The organism is Paraburkholderia sp. SECH2, assembly GCF_030464795.1.
Taxonomy (GTDB): Bacteria; Pseudomonadota; Gammaproteobacteria; order Burkholderiales; family Burkholderiaceae; genus Paraburkholderia; species Paraburkholderia aspalathi.
Genome location: NZ_JALPRH010000005.1, coordinates 154,680 through 172,652 on the forward strand (window position 1 = coordinate 154,680; position 17,973 = coordinate 172,652).

The 17,973-nt window shown below is 64.4% G+C and carries 13 protein-coding genes; 5 read left to right on the top strand and 8 right to left on the bottom strand.

The annotated features are described in order from the left end of the window. The first annotated feature begins 71 nt into the window (after positions 1 to 71). The 4 genes from M0D66_RS11800 to M0D66_RS11815 all read left to right on the top strand — a co-directional run bounded on the left by M0D66_RS11800 (position 72) and on the right by M0D66_RS11815 (position 6,913). Positions 72 to 1,511: a sigma-54 dependent transcriptional regulator gene (locus M0D66_RS11800; protein WP_093635814.1), complete on the top strand. Its 1,440-nt coding sequence runs from the start codon at positions 72 to 74 to the stop codon at positions 1,509 to 1,511. 162 nt (positions 1,512 to 1,673) lie between these two features. Further along, positions 1,674 to 3,350: an MFS transporter gene (locus M0D66_RS11805; RefSeq protein ID WP_211706694.1), complete on the top strand. Its 1,677-nt coding sequence runs from the start codon at positions 1,674 to 1,676 to the stop codon at positions 3,348 to 3,350. Between the two features lie 188 nt (positions 3,351 to 3,538). After that, positions 3,539 to 3,889, top strand: coding sequence for an NIPSNAP family protein (locus M0D66_RS11810; protein ID WP_093635818.1), 351 nt, complete (start codon positions 3,539 to 3,541; stop codon positions 3,887 to 3,889). Positions 3,890 to 4,255: 366 nt separating this feature from the next. After that, positions 4,256 to 6,913: a mechanosensitive ion channel family protein gene (locus tag M0D66_RS11815; protein WP_266210780.1), complete on the top strand. Its 2,658-nt coding sequence runs from the start codon at positions 4,256 to 4,258 to the stop codon at positions 6,911 to 6,913. Here the strand turns inward: M0D66_RS11815 and M0D66_RS11820 are convergent. The 3 genes from M0D66_RS11820 to M0D66_RS11830 form a co-directional block, all read right to left on the bottom strand. After that, positions 6,852 to 7,703, bottom strand: a complete 852-nt coding sequence (locus M0D66_RS11820; protein ID WP_211706696.1) for an alpha/beta fold hydrolase — start codon at positions 7,701 to 7,703, stop codon at positions 6,852 to 6,854. The genes M0D66_RS11815 and M0D66_RS11820 overlap by 62 nt on opposite strands. Before the next feature lie 133 nt (positions 7,704 to 7,836). Continuing rightward, a complete protein-coding gene (locus M0D66_RS11825) occupies positions 7,837 to 10,113 on the bottom strand; it encodes an ATP-dependent DNA helicase (RefSeq protein ID WP_211706697.1) in 2,277 nt (758 codons plus the stop codon). After that, positions 10,110 to 11,882: a VRR-NUC domain-containing protein gene (locus M0D66_RS11830; RefSeq protein ID WP_211706698.1), complete on the bottom strand. Its 1,773-nt coding sequence runs from the start codon at positions 11,880 to 11,882 to the stop codon at positions 10,110 to 10,112. The genes M0D66_RS11825 and M0D66_RS11830 overlap by 4 nt, the downstream gene beginning before the upstream one ends. A gap of 277 nt (positions 11,883 to 12,159) precedes the next feature. Here M0D66_RS11830 and M0D66_RS11835 point away from each other — a divergent pair, with 277 nt between their 5' ends. After that, positions 12,160 to 12,732, top strand: a complete 573-nt coding sequence (locus M0D66_RS11835) for a TetR/AcrR family transcriptional regulator (protein WP_200620546.1) — start codon at positions 12,160 to 12,162, stop codon at positions 12,730 to 12,732. A 19-nt stretch (positions 12,733 to 12,751) separates the two neighbouring features. Here the strand turns inward: M0D66_RS11835 and M0D66_RS11840 are convergent, their stop codons facing one another. From M0D66_RS11840 to M0D66_RS11860, 5 genes are all read right to left on the bottom strand, one after another. Beyond that, entirely contained in the window at positions 12,752 to 13,357 is a 606-nt protein-coding gene (locus M0D66_RS11840) for an LUD domain-containing protein (protein WP_211706699.1), read from the bottom strand. Next, a complete protein-coding gene (locus M0D66_RS11845; RefSeq protein WP_211706700.1) occupies positions 13,344 to 14,735 on the bottom strand; it encodes a lactate utilization protein B in 1,392 nt (463 codons plus the stop codon). Before M0D66_RS11845 ends, M0D66_RS11840 begins: the two co-directional genes overlap by 14 nt. Next, entirely contained in the window at positions 14,732 to 15,475 is a 744-nt protein-coding gene (locus M0D66_RS11850) for a (Fe-S)-binding protein (protein ID WP_211706701.1), read from the bottom strand. Before M0D66_RS11850 ends, M0D66_RS11845 begins: the two co-directional genes overlap by 4 nt. Positions 15,476 to 15,778: 303 nt before the next feature. Continuing rightward, a complete protein-coding gene (locus M0D66_RS11855) occupies positions 15,779 to 16,525 on the bottom strand; it encodes a FadR/GntR family transcriptional regulator (protein WP_093635837.1) in 747 nt (248 codons plus the stop codon). Positions 16,526 to 16,704: 179 nt separating this feature from the next. Next, positions 16,705 to 17,892, bottom strand: coding sequence for a pyridoxal phosphate-dependent aminotransferase (locus tag M0D66_RS11860; protein WP_211706702.1), 1,188 nt, complete (start codon positions 17,890 to 17,892; stop codon positions 16,705 to 16,707). Positions 17,893 to 17,973 lie beyond the last annotated feature (81 nt).

Sequence of the window (17,973 nt, forward strand, 5' to 3'; positions counted from 1 at the left end):
GAATTCGTCATTGCCGGTCTGTCCAGTTCGTCGAAGAGCAGTTCTGAGAGCAGCAACAATCCGGGGGTCACATGAACACGACTTGCACGCCTGTCGACACCGAACGCACCGTTCTATACGTGTCGAACTCGCCCGATCGGGATCTGGCCAGCTTCCTGGCCGCATCCGGCTGGCAAGCTGTGCACGCCAAAAGCACGGCAATCGCCGAACGCATGATCGAGCGCGACAATATCAAGGTCGGCCTCGTCGAATTGCCGGGTGACTGCACGTCCCAGCATTTGTCCGCTCTCGCCTCCTGCATGCGTCGCGTCGAAACCAATTGGGTCGCGCAGATCGCGCCGGGCCAGTCGGACGACGAACTGGTCAGCCGCTTCATCCTCGATTATTGCTTCGATTTCGTCACCCGGCCCTGGCTGAACGAGCGGCTGGTCTTCGCGCTCGGCCACGCGCACGGGCTGTCGAGCCTGCGGCACGCGCCGGCCGCCCCCGAGCCTTCGCTCGGCCGGCACGGCATGGTTGGGCAATGCGAGGCGATGCAGCAGTTATACCGGCGCATCGACAAATGCGGCGTGACCGATGCACCGGTGTTCGTCGCCGGCGAATCCGGCACTGGCAAGGAACTGACCGCCCGTGCGATTCATGAGCGCTCGCCGCGTGCCGGCCGCGCCTTCGTCGCGATCAATTGCGCGGCCATTCCGCCGAGCCTGCTGCAGGCCGAATTGTTCGGCCACGAGCGCGGCGCCTTTACCGGCGCGTTGCAGCGCAAGATCGGCCGGATCGAAAGCGCTAACGAAGGCACCCTGTTTCTGGATGAAATCGGCGATATGCCGCACGAATGCCAGGCGGTGCTGCTGCGCTTCCTGCAGGAAGGCACCATCGAGCGGCTGGGCGGCAATGGGCCGATCAACGTCGACGTACGGGTGATTTCGGCGACCCACGTCGATCTGGACAAAGCTGTCGAAGACGGCCGCTTCCGCTCCGACCTGTATCACCGCCTGTGCGTGCTGCGGCTCGTCGAGCCGCCCTTGCGCGAGCGCGGCGGTGACATCAAGCTGCTCGCCAACTATGCGCTCAGCATGTACCGGCAGGACGGCGCGCGTAAATTGCGCGGGCTGTCGAGCGACGCGATCGTCGCCATGTCGAACTATCCGTGGCCGGGCAATGTGCGCGAGCTGATCAACTGCGTGCGCCGGGCCGTGGTGATGAGCGAGGGCCGCTTTATCACGGCAAGCGACCTCGGCCTGCCGGAAACCGACAACGGGCCGGCCGTGACGCTGGCGGAGATCCGCAGCAAGGCCGAAAAGGACGCCATCGAGCATGCTTTGCAGCGGCACGGCTACAAATTGTCCGAAGCCGCGGCCGAGCTCGGCATTTCGCGGGCCACACTGTATCGCCTGATGCACGCAAGCCGGCTGCATCAGGACCCGGCGGCCGGACGCGCGTCGAACGTCGACGGCGGCGGTGCGGATGCCGATGACGAGGCAGAGCGGCAGGCGCCTTCGCTGGTTTGACCTCGCAGGTTTGACCTAAGGTCGCCTGAACGGGCAAATCTCCGCAAATAGCGCCGCGACCGCGCCGCCTCACGCGGCTCGGCCGGCCTGGCGCCGTAACCGCCTATCGGTTCTCCCTTGGCGTTGGTATGCTGAAAGCCGTTCATCCACCCTGGAGTGGACGTGGCCGATCAGCACGCCCCGGCGCTCGTGCGCCGCCCTTCCTCCGCGCTCCCCGCCCAGGCGAGCCCGTGCGACGCGTTGGCCATCCACGCTCAGCCCCTCAGCTTCGATCATCCGTGCCGGCGCAAAAAGCTCGCGCTCGCCGCGACCATCCTCGGTTCGAGCATGGCGTTCATCGACGGCTCCGTGGTCAACGTCGCGCTGCCGTCGATCCAGACCGAACTGGGCGCGAGCGTCGCGGCGATCCAGTGGGTCGTCAACGCATATCTGCTGTTTCTCGGCGCGCTAGTGCTGGTGGGCGGTTCGCTCGGCGACAAGCTCGGCAGGCGCACCGTGTTCATCGCGGGAATCGGCTTGTTCACGCTGGCCTCGATCGGCTGCGGCCTGGCGCCTGGCGTCGGCGCCCTGATCGCAGCGCGCGCCGTGCAAGGCATCGGCGCTGCAATGCTGGTGCCGAGCAGTCTCTCCATCATCGGCTCGGTATTCGATGACAAGGAGCGCGGCAAGGCGATCGGCACCTGGGCCGGCGTCGGCGCGATCACGTCGGCGGTCGGGCCGGTGGCGGGCGGCTGGCTCGTCGATGCGTTTTCGTGGCGGGCGATTTTCTTTCTGAACGTACCGATTGCGTGCGCAACCATCGCGCTGGCGATCGTCGCCGTGCCGGACAGCCGGCAGGAGAACGATCCATCGGACCCGGATCCCGCGCACAAAGGGCAAGCGCTGCCGAGGCTCGACTTGCCGGGCGCGATCACGGCAGCCGCAGGGCTCGCCGCGCTGACCTACGGCCTGACCATCGCCTCGGCGCGCGGCTTCGGCGACCGCTGGGTGCTGGCGTTGATCCTCGGCGGCCTCGTCGTGCTGTCCGGCTTCGTGATGCTCGAAGCGAAGGCCCGCAATCCGATGATGCCGCTCGACGTGTTTCGTTCGCGCGACTTCGTCGGCGCGAATCTCGTCACGCTGCTGCTCTATTTCGGGCTGGGCGGTGCGCTGTTCTTCCTGCCGTTCACGCTGATCCGCGCGTATGGCTATAGCGCGACCGAGGCGGGGGCCGCTCTGCTGCCGGTGCCGGTCACGATCGGCCTGCTGTCGCGTTTCACCGGTGGTCTGACGAGCCGTTACGGCGCACGGGACTTGCTGGGCGTCGGGCCGGTGATCGCGGCGATCGGCTTTGCGATGCTCGCGCTGCCGTGGGTCCGCGGCGACTATTGGCGCGGCTTCTTTCCGGCGCTGGTCGTGCTCGGGCTCGGCATGACGATTACCGTCGCACCGTTGACGACGACGGTGATGACATCTGTATCCGCCGCCCGCACTGGCGTCGCCTCGGGCATCAATAACGCCGTCGCCCGGGTGGCGAGTCTGCTGGCGATCGCGGTGCTCGGGATCGTGTTCGTGTGGTCGCACGACGCGGCGCTCGACGCGCGGTTCGCTGCGTCGAACGTGCCGCAAGCGGCGCGTGAGTCGGCACGGTTGACGCAGGACACGATGAATGCGAGCTCGGCGGCGCTAGGCGCAACGGACGCCGCCACACGAGCCGAAGTGGCGCGCGCGCAAGCCGAAGCGCTCGGGGCGGCCCTGCGGGCGGTGGCGCTGGTATCGGCGATGTGCGCGCTGGCCGGCGCGGCGCTCGCGGTGTTGACGATCCGCAAGGCTAGTGGAAAAACGACGGCACCAAGTTAAGAGGTAGGCCCCGAGGCACCGCGCCGCTTGCGATCCGAGCGGGCCTTCATACCGCCATTGAGCACGGCCATTAAATGCCGCCCCCCGCTCAACGACCGTTCAGAACGCAGTGAAACGTCGCAGTCGAGCAGTCTTCATACTGCTACTCACCTGCTTCAAACCACCCCCACCCGATCGGGAGCCTGCACATGACGATTACCTGCTTCATCCGCTATCAGATCGACCCGTTCCAACGCGAAGCCTTCAACGACTACGCTCGCAACTGGGGCCGCATTATTCCGCGCTGCGGCGGCCATCTGATCGGCTACTTTCTGCCGTACGAAGGGACCAACGACGTCGCCTGGGGATTGATCGCGTTCGACAGCCTCGCCGCGTACGAAACGTATCGGGCGCGGCTGCGCTCCGACGCCGAAGCCCGGGAAAATTTCCTGTTTGCGCAGACGAAGCGTTTCATTCTGCGCGAGGAGCGCACCTTCACCGAGGTGGTCGAAGGCACGCTCGGCGTGGCCGCGACGGATTCGGTGGAAGCAACGGAATAGGCATTGCCGGGCCTGAGCACCCTGTAGTGCGGAGCCCGTGTGCTTTCGCGCCAACCCTTTTGACGACGCAGCCCCGCGCGGGGCTGCGTCCGCGCATGGCCGCTTGTCCCACGGCGCCTGCCGCCTCAGTAGGTTTCAAGCCGCGCGACCTTGCGCGCTACGCCGCGGACTGCGCCTCGGTCGGGCAAGCTTTCTGCTGCCTGACGTTACAATTCGGACCAACTGGCCGAACCTCCGTGTGAACACCAATACCCGCCGCGGATGGAACTTGTACGACTAAACGCGTGTCGGTCCAAGGTCACCCCGCCGAATCGACCTGCGCGTCCCGGCACCGCCGTCCGCACCTGGTACCCCGCCTTACACCCTATGCGCAAAAAACTCCAAGCCTGGCTTGTCATTTTTCTCCTTCTGAGCGCCTCGCCGGTCTTTGCTGCCGCGGCGCAACCCGCCGCCTCAGCCGCATCCGGCGTCGCGCCTACCCTGACGCCCGAACAGGCCCGCCAGGCCCTCAGCGTCCTCAATGACCCCACACGCCGCGCGCAAGTCAGCGACACGCTACAGGCAATCGCCGCAGCGGGCGCACTCAGCGCTCCACCGGCCTCGACGGCCGCGGCTGCGTCGGCACCCGCCGCGGCCAGCAGCGCCAGCGCGCTCGTCCCAGCCGCCTTCAAGTCCAATGGCCTCGCCTCGCAACTGGCGCGTCAGGGCGCGCATTGGGCTGTACACCTCGGCAAGTCATTGCGCAGTTCGGTCGCCGCGCTGCTTGACCTCGCTTCGGTGCGTGCCTGGTGGCATTGGCAATCGACCAGCCCGCAAGCGCGCGGCGTGCTCGGCCAGGTCGCATGGTCGCTGCTGGCGGCACTGCTGCCCGCGCTCGCGCTCGAATGGCTCGCGCGCCGCCTGTTGCGCCGTGCGTACATGGCCCTTGCCGCGCGCCGCGAACGTGGCGATGAAGACGGGGCATTGCAAGCCGACCTGCCCGTCGACGTCCAGCCGCAACCGGCCGATGCGCCGAATGCCGCGCCGCCGCTGCCCGTTTCACCGGCTTCGCCCGATGCAACGGCACAGGCGGCGAAGCCCGGCGCGGCCATAGCAACGCCTACGCCCACCACCGGCAAAGCCACCGACGCCAAAGGCGAGCAGAAGGCCGTGCATCACCTGACGCTGCTGCAGCGCCTGCCGCGCGCGCTCCTGACGATGGTGCTGCGCCTGTTGCCGCTGGCGGTGTTCGTCGGCGCGGCGAGCGCACTGATGTCGATCGTCACCGAGGACGGCACGCCGCAAGATCGCGCGCTCGATTCGCTGATCGACATCTACGTGCTGTGCCGCCTGATTGTGATCGTCAGCGGCTTCTTCCTGCAGCCGAGCGCACCCCGCCTGCGCCTGTTGCGCATGAGCGATGCGTGGGCTGCTTTCGTGCAGCGCTGGATCGTGCGGATCGTCGCCGTGGTCGGCGCCGGTTCGGCGATCGCGGAGATCGCGCAGTCGCTCGGCTTGAACGACGCGGCGCATCTCGCGCTGATGAAAGTGGTCGCGCTCGCCGGCCACATCATGATCTCGATTCTGATTCTGAAATGCAGGAAGCCGGTCGGCGAATTGATCCGCAGGCGCTTTGCCGCGAGCGAATCGCTGGAAATGTTCGGCAACGCGCTCGCCGATGCGTGGGCCGGATTCGCGGCGTTCGTGGTGATGGCGCTGTGGTCCATCTGGGCGCTCGACGTGCAGAACGGCTATCGCACCCTGCTGCATCTCGGCGGTATTACGCTGGCGATTCTGGTGGGCGCGCGAGTCGTCGCGATCGTAATTTTCGGCGCCATGGCGCGGCTCTTCAACGTACAGGGCGACGCGGAGAAGTCGCTCGTGCAACAGCATGCCTACCGCTATTACCCGCTGCTGCGGCGGGTCGTCGCGTGGCTCATCGGCATTGTCACCGCGCTCGCGCTGCTGCAGGTTTGGGGCGTCGACGTGGGCGAACTGTTCCGGGCCGGGTCGATCGGCCATCGGCTGGCTTCGGCGCTGGTCACGATCGGGGTCGCCGCGGTGATCGCGCTGGTGGTGTGGGAAGGCGCCAACGTGTCGATCGAACGGCGGCTGGACCGTTGGACCACCAGCGGCGACCTCGTGCGCGCCGCACGTCTGCGTACCCTGCTGCCGATGCTGCGCAGCGCGCTCTTTTGCGTGATCGCGCTGGTCGTGGTGCTCACCGGCCTGAGCGAACTCGGTGTGAACATCGGGCCGCTGCTGGCGGGCGCGAGTATTTTCGGCGTGGCGCTCGGCTTCGGCTCGCAAAAGCTGGTGCAGGATTTCATCACCGGCATGTTCCTGTTGATGGAAAACGCCATGCAGGTCGGCGACTGGGTCACGCTCGCGGGCGTATCGGGTACGGTTGAATATCTGTCGATCCGCACCGTTCGCTTGCGCGGCAGCGACGGTTCGCTCTTCACCGTGCCATTCAGTTCGGTCACGACAGTGAACAACACCAATCGCGGACTCGGCAATGCCGCGGTGAAAGTGAATATCGTGTTCGGCGAGGACGTCGATCTGGCAATCGCCACGCTGAAGGAAATCGGCGCCGCGCTGCGCGAAGACGAGAAGTTCAAGGACGGCATTCTGTCCGACTTCAGCTTCTGGGGCGTGGACGGCGTGGACGGTTCGGCGGTCACGCTGGCCGGGCAGATCCAATGCCGCGACACTGCGCGCTGGGGCGTGCAGCGTGAATTCAACCGGCGCATTCTCGACCAGTTCAGCGCGCGCGGCATCGAAATCGCGAACCCGCAGCGGCATTTGCTGACGTGGGACCCTGAGAGCGTACCGGCCAAAGTCGAATCGAACGGCGCGCCGGACGTAGGCCCCAACGCTGCTGCGAAGAGCGAACCGCCTTCAACGGCGCCTGCCGACGCCTCGCTGAAAGCGGCGGCCGGCAAGGCCGACGCACCGGTTGAAGATCAAGTGCCGGTCGACCCTAAACCGGCCGGTGGCCCAGGAACGCCAGCAAATCCTGGTTCAGCTTCTCCGCATGAGTGAAGTACAGGCCGTGGCCGGCGCCTTCGTAGACGTTCAATGAAGCGCCTTCGATCAGCGCCGCGGTCGGCCGTCCGGTCAGCTCGAGCGGCGCAGAGGCGTCCCGATCACCGTGCACGACGAGCGACGGCACCCGGACGCGGGCCAGCTCCGCGCGGAAATCGGTGATGGTCTGAACGCGGGCGAGTTCGAGCATGGCCTGATGCGAGGTTTGCAGCATCATGCGGATCGTCCAGTCGAGCGGCGCGCGCGACACACCCGGGCCGAAGTACGGCGCGGCATTCGCCTCGATCCAGTCGGGGAAGGAACGGCTCAGCGCGAGGCGGCCTTGCTCGAATAGTACGGCGTCGATCCCGTTCGGGTTGTCTTCGGTTTTCAGCAGATACGGCGTGGCTGCCGGCGCGATGAATGCAATCCGGGCCACGCGTTCCGAACCGTGCCGCGTCAGGTAACGCACCGCTTCGCCGCTCGCGATCGAATGCGCGACCAGTGTCACATTGTTCAGATCGAGTGTGCTGAGCACGCTGTCGAGATCGTCGGCGAGCGTGTCGAAGTCGTAGCCACGCCCGGGATCGCTCGAACGGCCGTGGCCGCGGCGGTCATAAGCGATGCAGCGGCAGCCGAGGCGCGATAGCGGCTCCATCTGATACGACCACATGTCGGAATTCAGCGTCCAGCCGGACAGGAACACGAGCGGCGCGCCTTGCCCCCAATCGCGGTAGAAAAGGCGCGTGTGATCGGCGGTGCGGATCGTGTTGGGCTCGTCGGTGAGATACGGTGCGGTCGCGTTCATGGAAGTCTCCTTACCTTGGGTCGGAATCGTTGTGCCGTGCCGCCACTTTGCCTGGCGGGTGTAGGCAGGTCGATTACCTGGGAGGTAAAGAGATGGGCTTGCGAGCCAGAGATGAGCGGCTCATTGCGCTTGCTTATTGCACCTGCCACCAGCGCGGCAACAGCCGCCGCACTTCCGGCCGCCGATACCGGTCGTCGATCAGATGCACCACCCCTTGATCCTGCTCCGTGCGAATCACGCGGCCGGCGGCCTGCACGACCTTCTGCAAGCCCGGATACAGATACATGTAGTCGTAGCCGTTGCCGAACTTCGCGTCCATCGTGCGGCGCATCTGCTCGTTCACGTCGTTCATCTGCGGCAAGCCGAGCGTCGCGATGAAGGCGCCAATCAGCTGCTGCCCAACCAGATCGATACCCTCGGAGAACGCGCCCCCTAGCACCGCGAAGCCGACGCCCTGGTTCATGGTGCGAAAGCGCGCTAGGAACGCGTCGCGCGCGGCCTCGTCCATGCCCTGTTCCTGTGCCCATACCGGCAGTTCCGGATGACGCGAGCGCATCAAGCTCATCACCTGTTGCAGATACTCGAAGCTGCTCAGGAAGCCGAGATAATTGCCCGGCTGCGCGGCGTACTGCTTGGCGATCAGATCGACGATGGGCAGGAGCGAGCGTTCGCGATCACGCCAGCGCGTGGATACGTTGCCGGCCACACGCACCTGCAACTGTTCGGCGCGAAACGGCCCTTCGACCTCGAGCCAGTTCGTCCGCTCCGGCAAACCCAGCGTGTCGCGATAGAAATGATGCGGGTTGAGCGTGCCCGAAAACATCACCGTGGTCCGCGCGGCAGCATAACGCCCTGCGAGGAACGGCGCCGGGATCACGTTGCGCACGCACAGCATGCTGCTGCTTTTGTCGCGCGGCGCGTAGCGATCCGTGGTGAGCGTGATGTCGAAAATCGAATGCTCGCCGAATTGCTCCGCCAGCGCGACGAAATGCATGGCGTCGAAGAAAAATCGCAGCGAGGCTTCGTCGATGGAAAGCGGCGCTTCGGCGAGTTGATCCGTCACCGCGCCGATCAGATTCTGTGCAGCCGAAAGCAGTTTGCCTGGCACATCAGCGTAGACCTGATACGTGTCGGTCTGGGCCCGCTTCACAGCATTCCACTCGCGCTGAAGCCGATCAAGCGGCTTCTTCAACGTCGCAGGCGCGGTTTTACGGGCGAGCCGGAACGCCGCCTGGTCGAGCGACGCGCTGTACATGCGCCGTGCCCGCTCGAGCAGGTTGTGCGCCTCGTCGACCAGCACGCCGACGCGCCACTGATTGATCTGCGTGAGCGCGTACAGCATCGCGCTGCTGTCGTAGTAGTAGTTGTAATCGCCGACCACCACGTCGGACCAGCGCGCCAGTTCCTGCGCGAGATAGTACGGGCAGACGTCGTGCCCGAGCGCCGCTTCGCGCACCGACGCCCGGTCGAGCCGCGGTCCGGCCAACGCCGCGCTGCGGGCCGCGTCGAGCCGGTCGTAGAAACCGCGGGCGAGCGGACAGGACTCGCCATTGCAGGCCTTGTCGGGATGCTCGCAGGCCTTGTCGCGCGCGACCAGTTCCAGGGTTCTCAGCGGCAAGCGCGCGGAAGTCGGCTCGGCGCTTCGATGGAGCGTTTCGATCGCATCGAGGGCAAGCGCGCGGCCCGGCGTCTTCGCGGTCAGGAAGAACACGCGGTCGATCTGATCCGACGCACACGCCTTGAGCAGCGGAAAAATCGTCGCCAGCGTCTTGCCGATGCCGGTCGGCGCCTGCGCCATCAAGGGCGTGCCGTCACGCGCAGCGCGATACACCGACACCGCCAGTTCGCGCTGACCACTTCGGAACTGGCCATGCGGAAACTGCAGCGCACTGAGCGCGGCATTGCGCGCGGCGCGGTGCGCCTCTTCCTGCACGGCCCAATCGAGAAAGCGCTCGCACTGCTCGACGAAGAAAATCTCCAGCTCACGCGCGGTGTGCGTTTCGGTCAGCAAGGTTTCCTTCTGACTGCCAACATCGAAATACACCAGTGCGACCGTCAATTCAGCGAGCGAACGGGTCTGGCACAACAGGTGCCCGTACACCAGCGCCTGCGCCCAATGCAGCGTGCGGTGATTGGCGGGCATCCGTTCGAGCGCGCCACGATGGGTCTTGATCTCTTCCAGCCGGTTCGACACCGGGTCGTAACCGTCGGCGCGGCCACGCACGGTCAAACCGCGATGCGTGCCGGTCAGCGTAATTTCGGCTTCGTAGCCGCTCGCGCGCCGCCCGGCGACCGTCACATGGCCGGCCATGCCCTCCAGCGAGGTGGGCGCGGGCGTGAAGCGCAGATCCAGATCGCCTCGCCGCGCAGTGAATTCGCACATCGCCCGGACGGCGACCACGTAGGTCACGGCGTGATCTCCGTCACGACTTCCGACGCGACGATCTCTTCATCGGCCCATCGCACGTCGAGCACGCGCACCGGCATGCCGTGCTGCGCGCAGTACGCGAGCCAGCGGATCTGGTTGTCCTGCAAGCGGTCGCCGGGGCCTTTCACTTCGATCAACTCGTAACGGCGCTCGGCCGGCCAGAACCGGATCAGGTCCGGCAGGCCCGAACGGTTGCCGCGGATGTCACGCAGCAAGCGCTCGAACCATAGTTTCAGATGCGCGGCAGGCAGGCAGTCGAGCGCCAACTCGACCAGTTCCTGCGTCAGCAAGCCCCAGAATACAAACGGCGATTGCAATCCCGCCTTGCTTTGCAGATGCCGCAGAATCGTCTCGCGATAGGCGCTGCTGTCGAGTTGCGCGAGACACGCGGCGAATTGCGCGGCGCGGCGCGCATGAAAATCCGGCGCATGCAGATCGGCCGGTCTGCGCTGGAACGGGTGAAAAAACGCGCCGGGCAGCGCCGCGAACACCGGCTCCCAGCACAGCAAGCCGAACAGCGAGTTGATCAGCGCGTTTTCGACGTAATGAACCGGCGCCGCGTCGCAAGTCAAATGATCGCGGGCGACGTATTCGACCGGTTGTGGCGCGTCTGGCCTCGGCAGAACCAGTGTGCTGCGCTCAACCGGGCGAGCTGCAGCCACACGCGCCACACGCTCGCCGCGCTTGCGCTGCAAACGCAGCAACATGCGCTCGATGCGCTGCGCTTCCTCTTCGCTTTCAGGTTTCGCAGCGGCTTGCAAAGCGAGGGCGAAGGCTTCGTCAAATCGCTCACTGCGTTCCAGCACTCGCAAGCGCCGATGGCGCGCGCCAGGCCACGCGCAGCGCTCATAGACAGCGAGCGCTGCGCGCCAGTTCTGTTGACGCTCACAATGCTGGCCGATACGAAACAGCAGTTTCGCGCGACGCGTTTCGAGCCACGGGTTTGAGGTTTCGATCGCAGCAATCGCGACGACGAGCTCGTCGATCGCCTCTGACTCCGCGTCACCCGCGGGGAGCCATTCGAGCGCTTCGCGGCATGCATGCAACGCAAGATAAACGTCGACGTCCTCGCGTTGCTGGAATGCGCGCGACGACGGCGCGAACGCAACCTTCTCGTACTGGAACACGCCGAGATCGGCAAGCACGAACTCCGACCAGTCCTGCTGCAGATTGCCGAAGAACATGAGGCGCAGACGCTCGCAAAGGGGCGCGATGGCGACGTGGAAGACGCGGTCGGTGGTCTGGGCGTGCCACGCGGACAACGGCTGCGCGGTGGCGCCTCGTTCGTCGCATTCGCCCTCACCCGCTCCTTCGCTTTCGTAAAACGGCCGCAGCGTTTCCAGCAGATCGGGTTTGCGCAAGCCTTTCGCGCCGGGAATCAACGCGATGGCGTCCGCCAAGATCAGCAGCAACTCGGGGCGCGTGGTGAGCGCGAACAGATCGTCGAGCGTCAGAACGGGTTCCGTGTCGACCCAACCGAGCATTGCCAAGGGTGCAACTGCCTGCAAAGGACAACCGATCTCGTCATAAGACAGGCGGCTGGCGCGGAACAGCGTGCCCTTGCGCATCAGCATGCGAACCAGCAACGCGCGCGAGGGCTGCGGCAAAGCGGCGAAATCGCGCAGGAAACCGTGTTCGTGCGCGTCCAGCAGATCGTCGTAACGCTCGGCGAGCCACGCCAGCGCACGCTCGAAGTTCAGCAGGTAATAAGGGACACCAGAACGGGGGTCCGACGGAGCATCTATCGCCACGGAGCGTTTACGAAACCTGTATGTTTATACAGTGATGATATCAAAATATAAGTACGCGTCGATACCCGCTCCGTATGCGCATGGAGAATCCGCTCACTGGTCCTCGTCGCCCGAAATCGCCTGGGCCGGCCCCGGCCAATCCAGAAAGCGCGTTTTCCTATATGTGGGCAGAATGTCACGCATATGATATAGATCGTTCTACAAAGACGGCAACGAAGCTGAGTTACGTCTGGTGTTAAGATTTTTTGAAACAAGCCCTAGTGAGAGCGTGATCTGCATGCGTGCAAGCAAACGACAACTTGTCGTCGATAAAGCCACCCAACTGTTTTCGATGCACGGTTTCCAGGCCGTCGGCGTGGACTGGATCATCGACGACTCCGGCGTTGCGCGAATGACGCTATACCGCCACTTTTCAGGCAAGGACGAATTGATCCGGGAGGTGCTGCTGCAACGCTATGCGCTGATCGTCGGCAGTATCGAAGCCCGTCTGCAGACGCTTGAGATTCCGGAGGAACGGGTCAAGGCAATTTTCGACTGGTATGGCGATTGGTTCGCGACGCCAGAATTCGCGGGTTGCCTGTTTGAACGCGCACTGGCGGAGTTTGGCACCGAGTACCCCAAGATCTCGGGCGTAGCCATCCAATATCGGACAAAGATGACCACCTGGATAGCGGAACTGCTGCAGGGTCTCATGCCGGCGTCTGAGGCAAAACGCCTTGGGGATGTCTTCATGATGTTGCTCGATGGGGCAACCGTCAACGCACGCGCGGCGAATGATCCCGGGCCGGCTTCGCAGGCTTGGGCTGCCGCCGAAGTTCTGCTGCGATCGGCCAAAGCCAAAGCGGCGTGAGCGGGAGCCCGCTCACGCGCTAGATTCCTCGCTGTGCCTGCGGGGCCTCCACCCACACCACTGTCAACGATCGCACCCCCTGCGCACCACGAATCAGCACGCCTTCGATATCCGCGGTGGCCGAAGGGCCGGTAACCAGCGCCGCATAGCGCGCATCGCGGAAGTCGTCGCGACGGTACACGTCCTGCAAGCCGTCGAGCAACTGCGCCGGATCGAGCAGCACCACCAGATGCTGCACGATGTACCCCAGCGAGTTGACCACATACTCGCGCTCGCTGAACCACACCGAGCCGGTTTCAGCCACGCCGAAGCGCCCCCGCACCACGCCCACCTCGATATCCTGCAACGACGCCGGTTCGGTTTCGGCCGTGATCGCGCGCGTGCCGGGCACTTCGGGCGTCGCCGACGCCACCGACGCCGCATCGCCGAACCGCTCACGGATCAGCGCAAGCACGTCACCCGCAGCCCGCGCTTCGACGCACGTGCCGCCCATCGCCTGCAATGCTGCCGTGAAGCGCGCCCGCAAGTCCCCGCCCGCCGAAGCGAACAGCGGCGCATCGGGCCGTGGACGCGCCGGCGGCTGCGCCTCACGCACCTTTGCCAGAAAAGCCTCACGCGTTGCCATCGCCACCTCCACGATTCTTCTTGTACCAGGCGTGGAAGGTCAGCTTCGGCGCCTCCGGCAACTCACGCTGCCGGCCCCAGATGTTGAGCGGGTTATACAGCACGAAATTCGGCAAACGCCGCAGCGCGCCGCCCATCGACGACACTGTCGCCCGATACAGCGTCGGACTCGCAAGCAGGCGCCCCGCCATCTTCAGCACTTCCTGCTTCACGAATGGCACCTCATGACGTTCTGCGATCACCGTTCGCCATTTGTAGATCTGCTCGTGAATATTGATCTTCACCGGACACACATTCGTGCAACTGCCGTTTAGCGTCGACGCGAACGGCAACGCGCTATAACGCTTCAGGTCGAAGGTCGGGTTGATGATTGCGCCGATCGGCCCCGAATACGTGCCGCCATACGACAAGCCGCCACTGCGCCGATACACCGGGCACGTGTTCATACACGCGCCGCAGCGAATGCATTTGAGCGAATACCAGAAATCCTCCATCGCCAGCCGCTCCGAGCGGCCATGATCGACGAGGATGAAGTGCATCTCGGCGCCCGGACGCGGCGCACGGAAATGCGAGGTGTACTGGGTAATCGGCGAACCGAGCGCGCTGCGCGACAGCATGCGGATAAATACGCCGAGGTCCGACACCTTTGGAATCAGCTTCTCGATACCGATCGACGCGATATGCAACGGCGGCACATTCGCCGACAGGTCGGCATTGCCCTCGTTCGTACACACGACCACCGTGCCCGTCTCCGCCACCGCGAAATTGCAGCCCGTCATGCCCGCCGTTTTCTCGCGCACGAAATACGGCCGCGTATTCATCCGCTGGCTTTCAGCGAGGTAGTGAATATCGCTGTTTTGCGGATCGGTGCCGATGGTTCGACCGAACAGTTCAGCCACATCGGCGCGTAGTTTATGGACCGCGGGCACCACCATATGGCTCGGGTCCTGATGATCGAGCTGCTGGATGCGCTCGCCGAGATCGGTCTCCATCACCGTGATGCCGCGCGGTTCGAGATACTCGCGCATCTTGCATTCGTCGGTGAGCATCGACTTGCTTTTGACGAGCGTGGTCATGCCGCGCTCGGACATGATCTGGTGGACCAGCGCATTGTGCTCTTCGGCGGTCGCGGCCCAATGCACCACGACGCCATTTGCTTCGGCCGCAGCGGCGAACTGTTCGAGATAGTCGGACAGATGCGACAGCGTGTGTTCCTTGATGCCCGATGCCAGTTCGCGCAGCGTCTGCCACTCCGGGATGCCGTGCGCCTGCGCATCGCGCTTCTCACGCAAATCCCATAGACGTTTGTCGTGAAACGCGACGTGCTCCGTCTTCCTGATGAAAGCGCCCGCGGCTTTCGCGTGATCGATGCGGCTCATGCGCGTGCTCCGTTGAGAACCTGCGCGATATGGATGAAGCGTGCGTCGGCTTTCATGCGTTCCGCGCAACCTTGCTGGTGCATCAGGCACGACATGTCGCCCGACACGATGTACTCCGCGCCCGCGTTGAGATGATCGCGAACCTTGTCCTGCCCCATGCGCACCGACACCGGCTCTTCGGTCACCGAGAACGTGCCGCCGAAACCGCAGCATTCGTCGGGCCGCGACGGTTTGACGAATTCGATGCCTTTCACACCTTCAAGCAAGGTGCGCGGTTTCGAAAACGGCAGCGCGGAGATCTCCGAGACCGACGCTTCCTTCAGATGCCGTAGCGCGCTGCAACTGTTATGCAGGCCGACGCGATGCGGAAACTCCGCCCACGGAAACTCACGCGCGCCGAGCACGTCATGCAGAAACTCGACGAGTTCGTAGGCGTTGGCGCGAACCTTTCTGACTTCATCAGTCTGCTCGAGCGCGGTCAGATGCTCGCGTACGTGATGAATGCAACTCGCCGACGGTCCGACGATGTAGTCGTAGCCGGCGAAGTTGCGCGCAAACACGCGCTCGGCGCCGGCTGCCTCGGTGTGCGCGCCGCTGTTGGCCATCGGCTGGCCGCAGCAGGTTTGCTCCTGCGGATAGTCGACCTCGATGCCGAAGCGTTCAAGCAATTCGAGCGTGGCGATCCCTACTTCGGGATAGAACGCGTCGATGAAGCACGGGATAAACAGGGCGACTTTCATAGGCTCATTTGAATGAAATGCGGCGGCCGCTGATTCACTTACTTTAGTGCGGAATCATGGCGGCGCAGGCATTTCCTGCCGGCAGCGTGTTCGCGGCCGGTCAGTAAGACTGGTATTGTTGGTCTGACCAAGAAATATAAGGAAGTCGCCGGGCGGTGTCAACCGCGAGAACGTTGATGAAGCAGACTGGACAGGCCTCAGCGCGGTTATGGGCGCACGCAACCCGCTGCCCGCGCGTGGGCAAAAGCGGTGGTCAGGAGGTCGGCAAATCAGGAAATGAGGCGTCGGCCAGAGGCCGGCAACTCAGGAAATCACGCTCGGCGACGGTCTCGCCGCGTCGTCCTTGTACATCTCGCGCACATAGGTCAGATGACGCTCGGCGGCCTTGCGCGCCTTTTGTGCGTCGCGGGCGATGACTGCGTCGTAGATGGCCTGATGCTGGCTCATCAACTGCTTTTCCATCGCGTCGTCGTAGTCGATCAGACGATGGTACTGGCGCATGCCTTCGCGAATCAGCGTATGGATGCCGTGCATCACATGCGCGAGCGCGATGTTATGTGTGGAGTCCGCGATGGCGAGATGAAACGCGGCATCCAGTTCCGCGAGATTCACACGGTCTTGCGACTGCGAACCGGCCTTCAATGCTTCGAACGCCTCGGTGATCTTCTGCAGATCGGCTGGCGTGGCGCGCTCGGCGGCATACACCGTCGAAATCGATTCGAGACCCTGGCGCAGTTCGAGAATATCGGCACTGGTGCGCGGATTTTGCAGTAGCAGTTCCGCGAGCGGCTTGGAGATGATCGGCGCGGTGACGTCGACGACCGTGAAGCCGCCCCGCCCCGACGTTTCAATATACCCGTCCGCTTCCAGCCTGATCAACGCTTCCCGCAACGACGGCCGCGACACCCCGAGCTGCGTGGCCAGATCGCGTTCGGCCGGCAAGCGGTCACCGGGCATTAGCGCGCCGTCCGAGATCAGTTGCTTGATCTGGTCGGACACCACGTCGGAAAGTCGTTTGCGCGTGAACGACTGGATCGGGAGAAATGGCATGGGCGGCGCGGGGCGAATCCTGGTTGATCAAGTCTGGTTGGCGAAGCCGTGGACAACGGCATGGACGCGCCTTCGAACGGGGCGCCAAAGTGCAGGAATTATACCGTTCAACGACTTTCCGCTGCCCGCCAGGCTAGCTCGTGTCCGCTGCGTACGGCAGCGGCTTTCCTGTTCACAGCCTACACGTTCGTACGCACCGGCAATCCACCGACGAACGCAGCAATCCGTTCGCAAGCATCGATCAGGCTTGCCTCGTCGACCACAAAACCCAACCGCACAAAACCATTCGCGGTCTCGCCGAAGGCGCTAGCGTCGAGCAACGACACACCTTGCGCGCGAAACAGTTGCCAGGTGAAATCGACTGTATCGAGGCCCGTGCCGCTGACGTCGACCATCATGAACATGCCGGCTTCCGGCAACAGGCAACGCAAGCCCGGCACGCGGTGCAGGCGCTCGAACACGACATCGCGGCGGCGCCGGTAAATCTCGCGCATCTCGGCGACGATCGGCGCCTTGTTCTGCAGCGCGGTCAATGCAGCCTGCTGGATGAAACCTGGCAAGCCATACAGCATTGCCAAGGCGAGCCGCCCCATATGCTCGATCAGCGTGGCGGGCCCGATCGCCCAACCCACGCGCCAGCCCGCCATGGCATGCGATTTCGACAGACTGCCGAGCGTCACCGTGCGCTCCGCCATACCTGGCAACGCGGCGATGCTCACGTGCTCACGCTCGAACGTGAGATCGGCATAGACCTCGTCGGAGAGCACCCACAGATCGTGCTCGCACGCGATCCGCGCGATGCGCTCCAGATCGGCGCGTGGCATCACCACGCCGGTCGGATTACACGGTGTCGCGAAGAAAATGGCTTGGGTGCGCGGTGTGATGGCCGCTTCGAGCGCGTCGCAGTCGAGGTGAAACGCCCGCGCCGGATCGACCGGCACCGGCACAAGCGTGGCGCCCGCGGCGCGCACGCAGGCTTCGTATGTGAGGTACATCGGCTCGGGGACGATCACTTCGTCGCCCGCTTCCAGCAGGCACAACGAGGTGGCGAACACGCCGTTCTGCGCCCCCGCAGTCAGGATCACGTTGGCCGCGCTTACGGCGCAACCCGTGGTGCGCGCATGGTCTTCGGCAATCGCCGCGCGCACCGGCTCACGCCCGGACACCGCGCTGTAATGCGTATCGCCGCTACGCAACGCCTCGATGGCGCGCTCGACGATCGGCGCGGGCGTCGCGAAATCGGGGTCGCCGACGCTCAGCACGATCACATCTTCGCCATTGGCGAGCGCCTGCTGAGCGACGCGATGGATTTCCCACGCCGAGGTACGCCTGCCCTGCAAACGCTCAACCAGATTCGAATACTTCATGGAACTCACCCCGTTTCGACTTGAGCCGCCAATGTAATGGGGCGCGTGCGAAACGTCCAGATACGAAAAAGCGCCACGCGA

What these genes read in the sequence shown, in the direction of transcription:
- M0D66_RS11800 (WP_093635814.1), top strand. Translation starts at nt 72, where the DNA reads ATGAACACGACTTGCACGCCTGTCGACACCGAACGCACCGTTCTATAC.
- M0D66_RS11810 (WP_093635818.1), top strand. Translation starts at nt 3,539, where the DNA reads ATGACGATTACCTGCTTCATCCGCTATCAGATCGACCCGTTCCAACGC.
- M0D66_RS11815 (WP_266210780.1), top strand. Translation starts at nt 4,256, where the DNA reads ATGCGCAAAAAACTCCAAGCCTGGCTTGTCATTTTTCTCCTTCTGAGC.
- M0D66_RS11820 (WP_211706696.1), bottom strand. Translation starts at nt 7,703, where the DNA reads ATGAACGCGACCGCACCGTATCTCACCGACGAGCCCAACACGATCCGC.
- M0D66_RS11835 (WP_200620546.1), top strand. Translation starts at nt 12,160, where the DNA reads ATGCGTGCAAGCAAACGACAACTTGTCGTCGATAAAGCCACCCAACTG.
- M0D66_RS11840 (WP_211706699.1), bottom strand. Translation starts at nt 13,357, where the DNA reads ATGGCAACGCGTGAGGCTTTTCTGGCAAAGGTGCGTGAGGCGCAGCCG.
- M0D66_RS11845 (WP_211706700.1), bottom strand. Translation starts at nt 14,735, where the DNA reads ATGAGCCGCATCGATCACGCGAAAGCCGCGGGCGCTTTCATCAGGAAG.
- M0D66_RS11850 (WP_211706701.1), bottom strand. Translation starts at nt 15,475, where the DNA reads ATGAAAGTCGCCCTGTTTATCCCGTGCTTCATCGACGCGTTCTATCCC.
- M0D66_RS11855 (WP_093635837.1), bottom strand. Translation starts at nt 16,525, where the DNA reads ATGCCATTTCTCCCGATCCAGTCGTTCACGCGCAAACGACTTTCCGAC.
- M0D66_RS11860 (WP_211706702.1), bottom strand. Translation starts at nt 17,892, where the DNA reads ATGAAGTATTCGAATCTGGTTGAGCGTTTGCAGGGCAGGCGTACCTCG.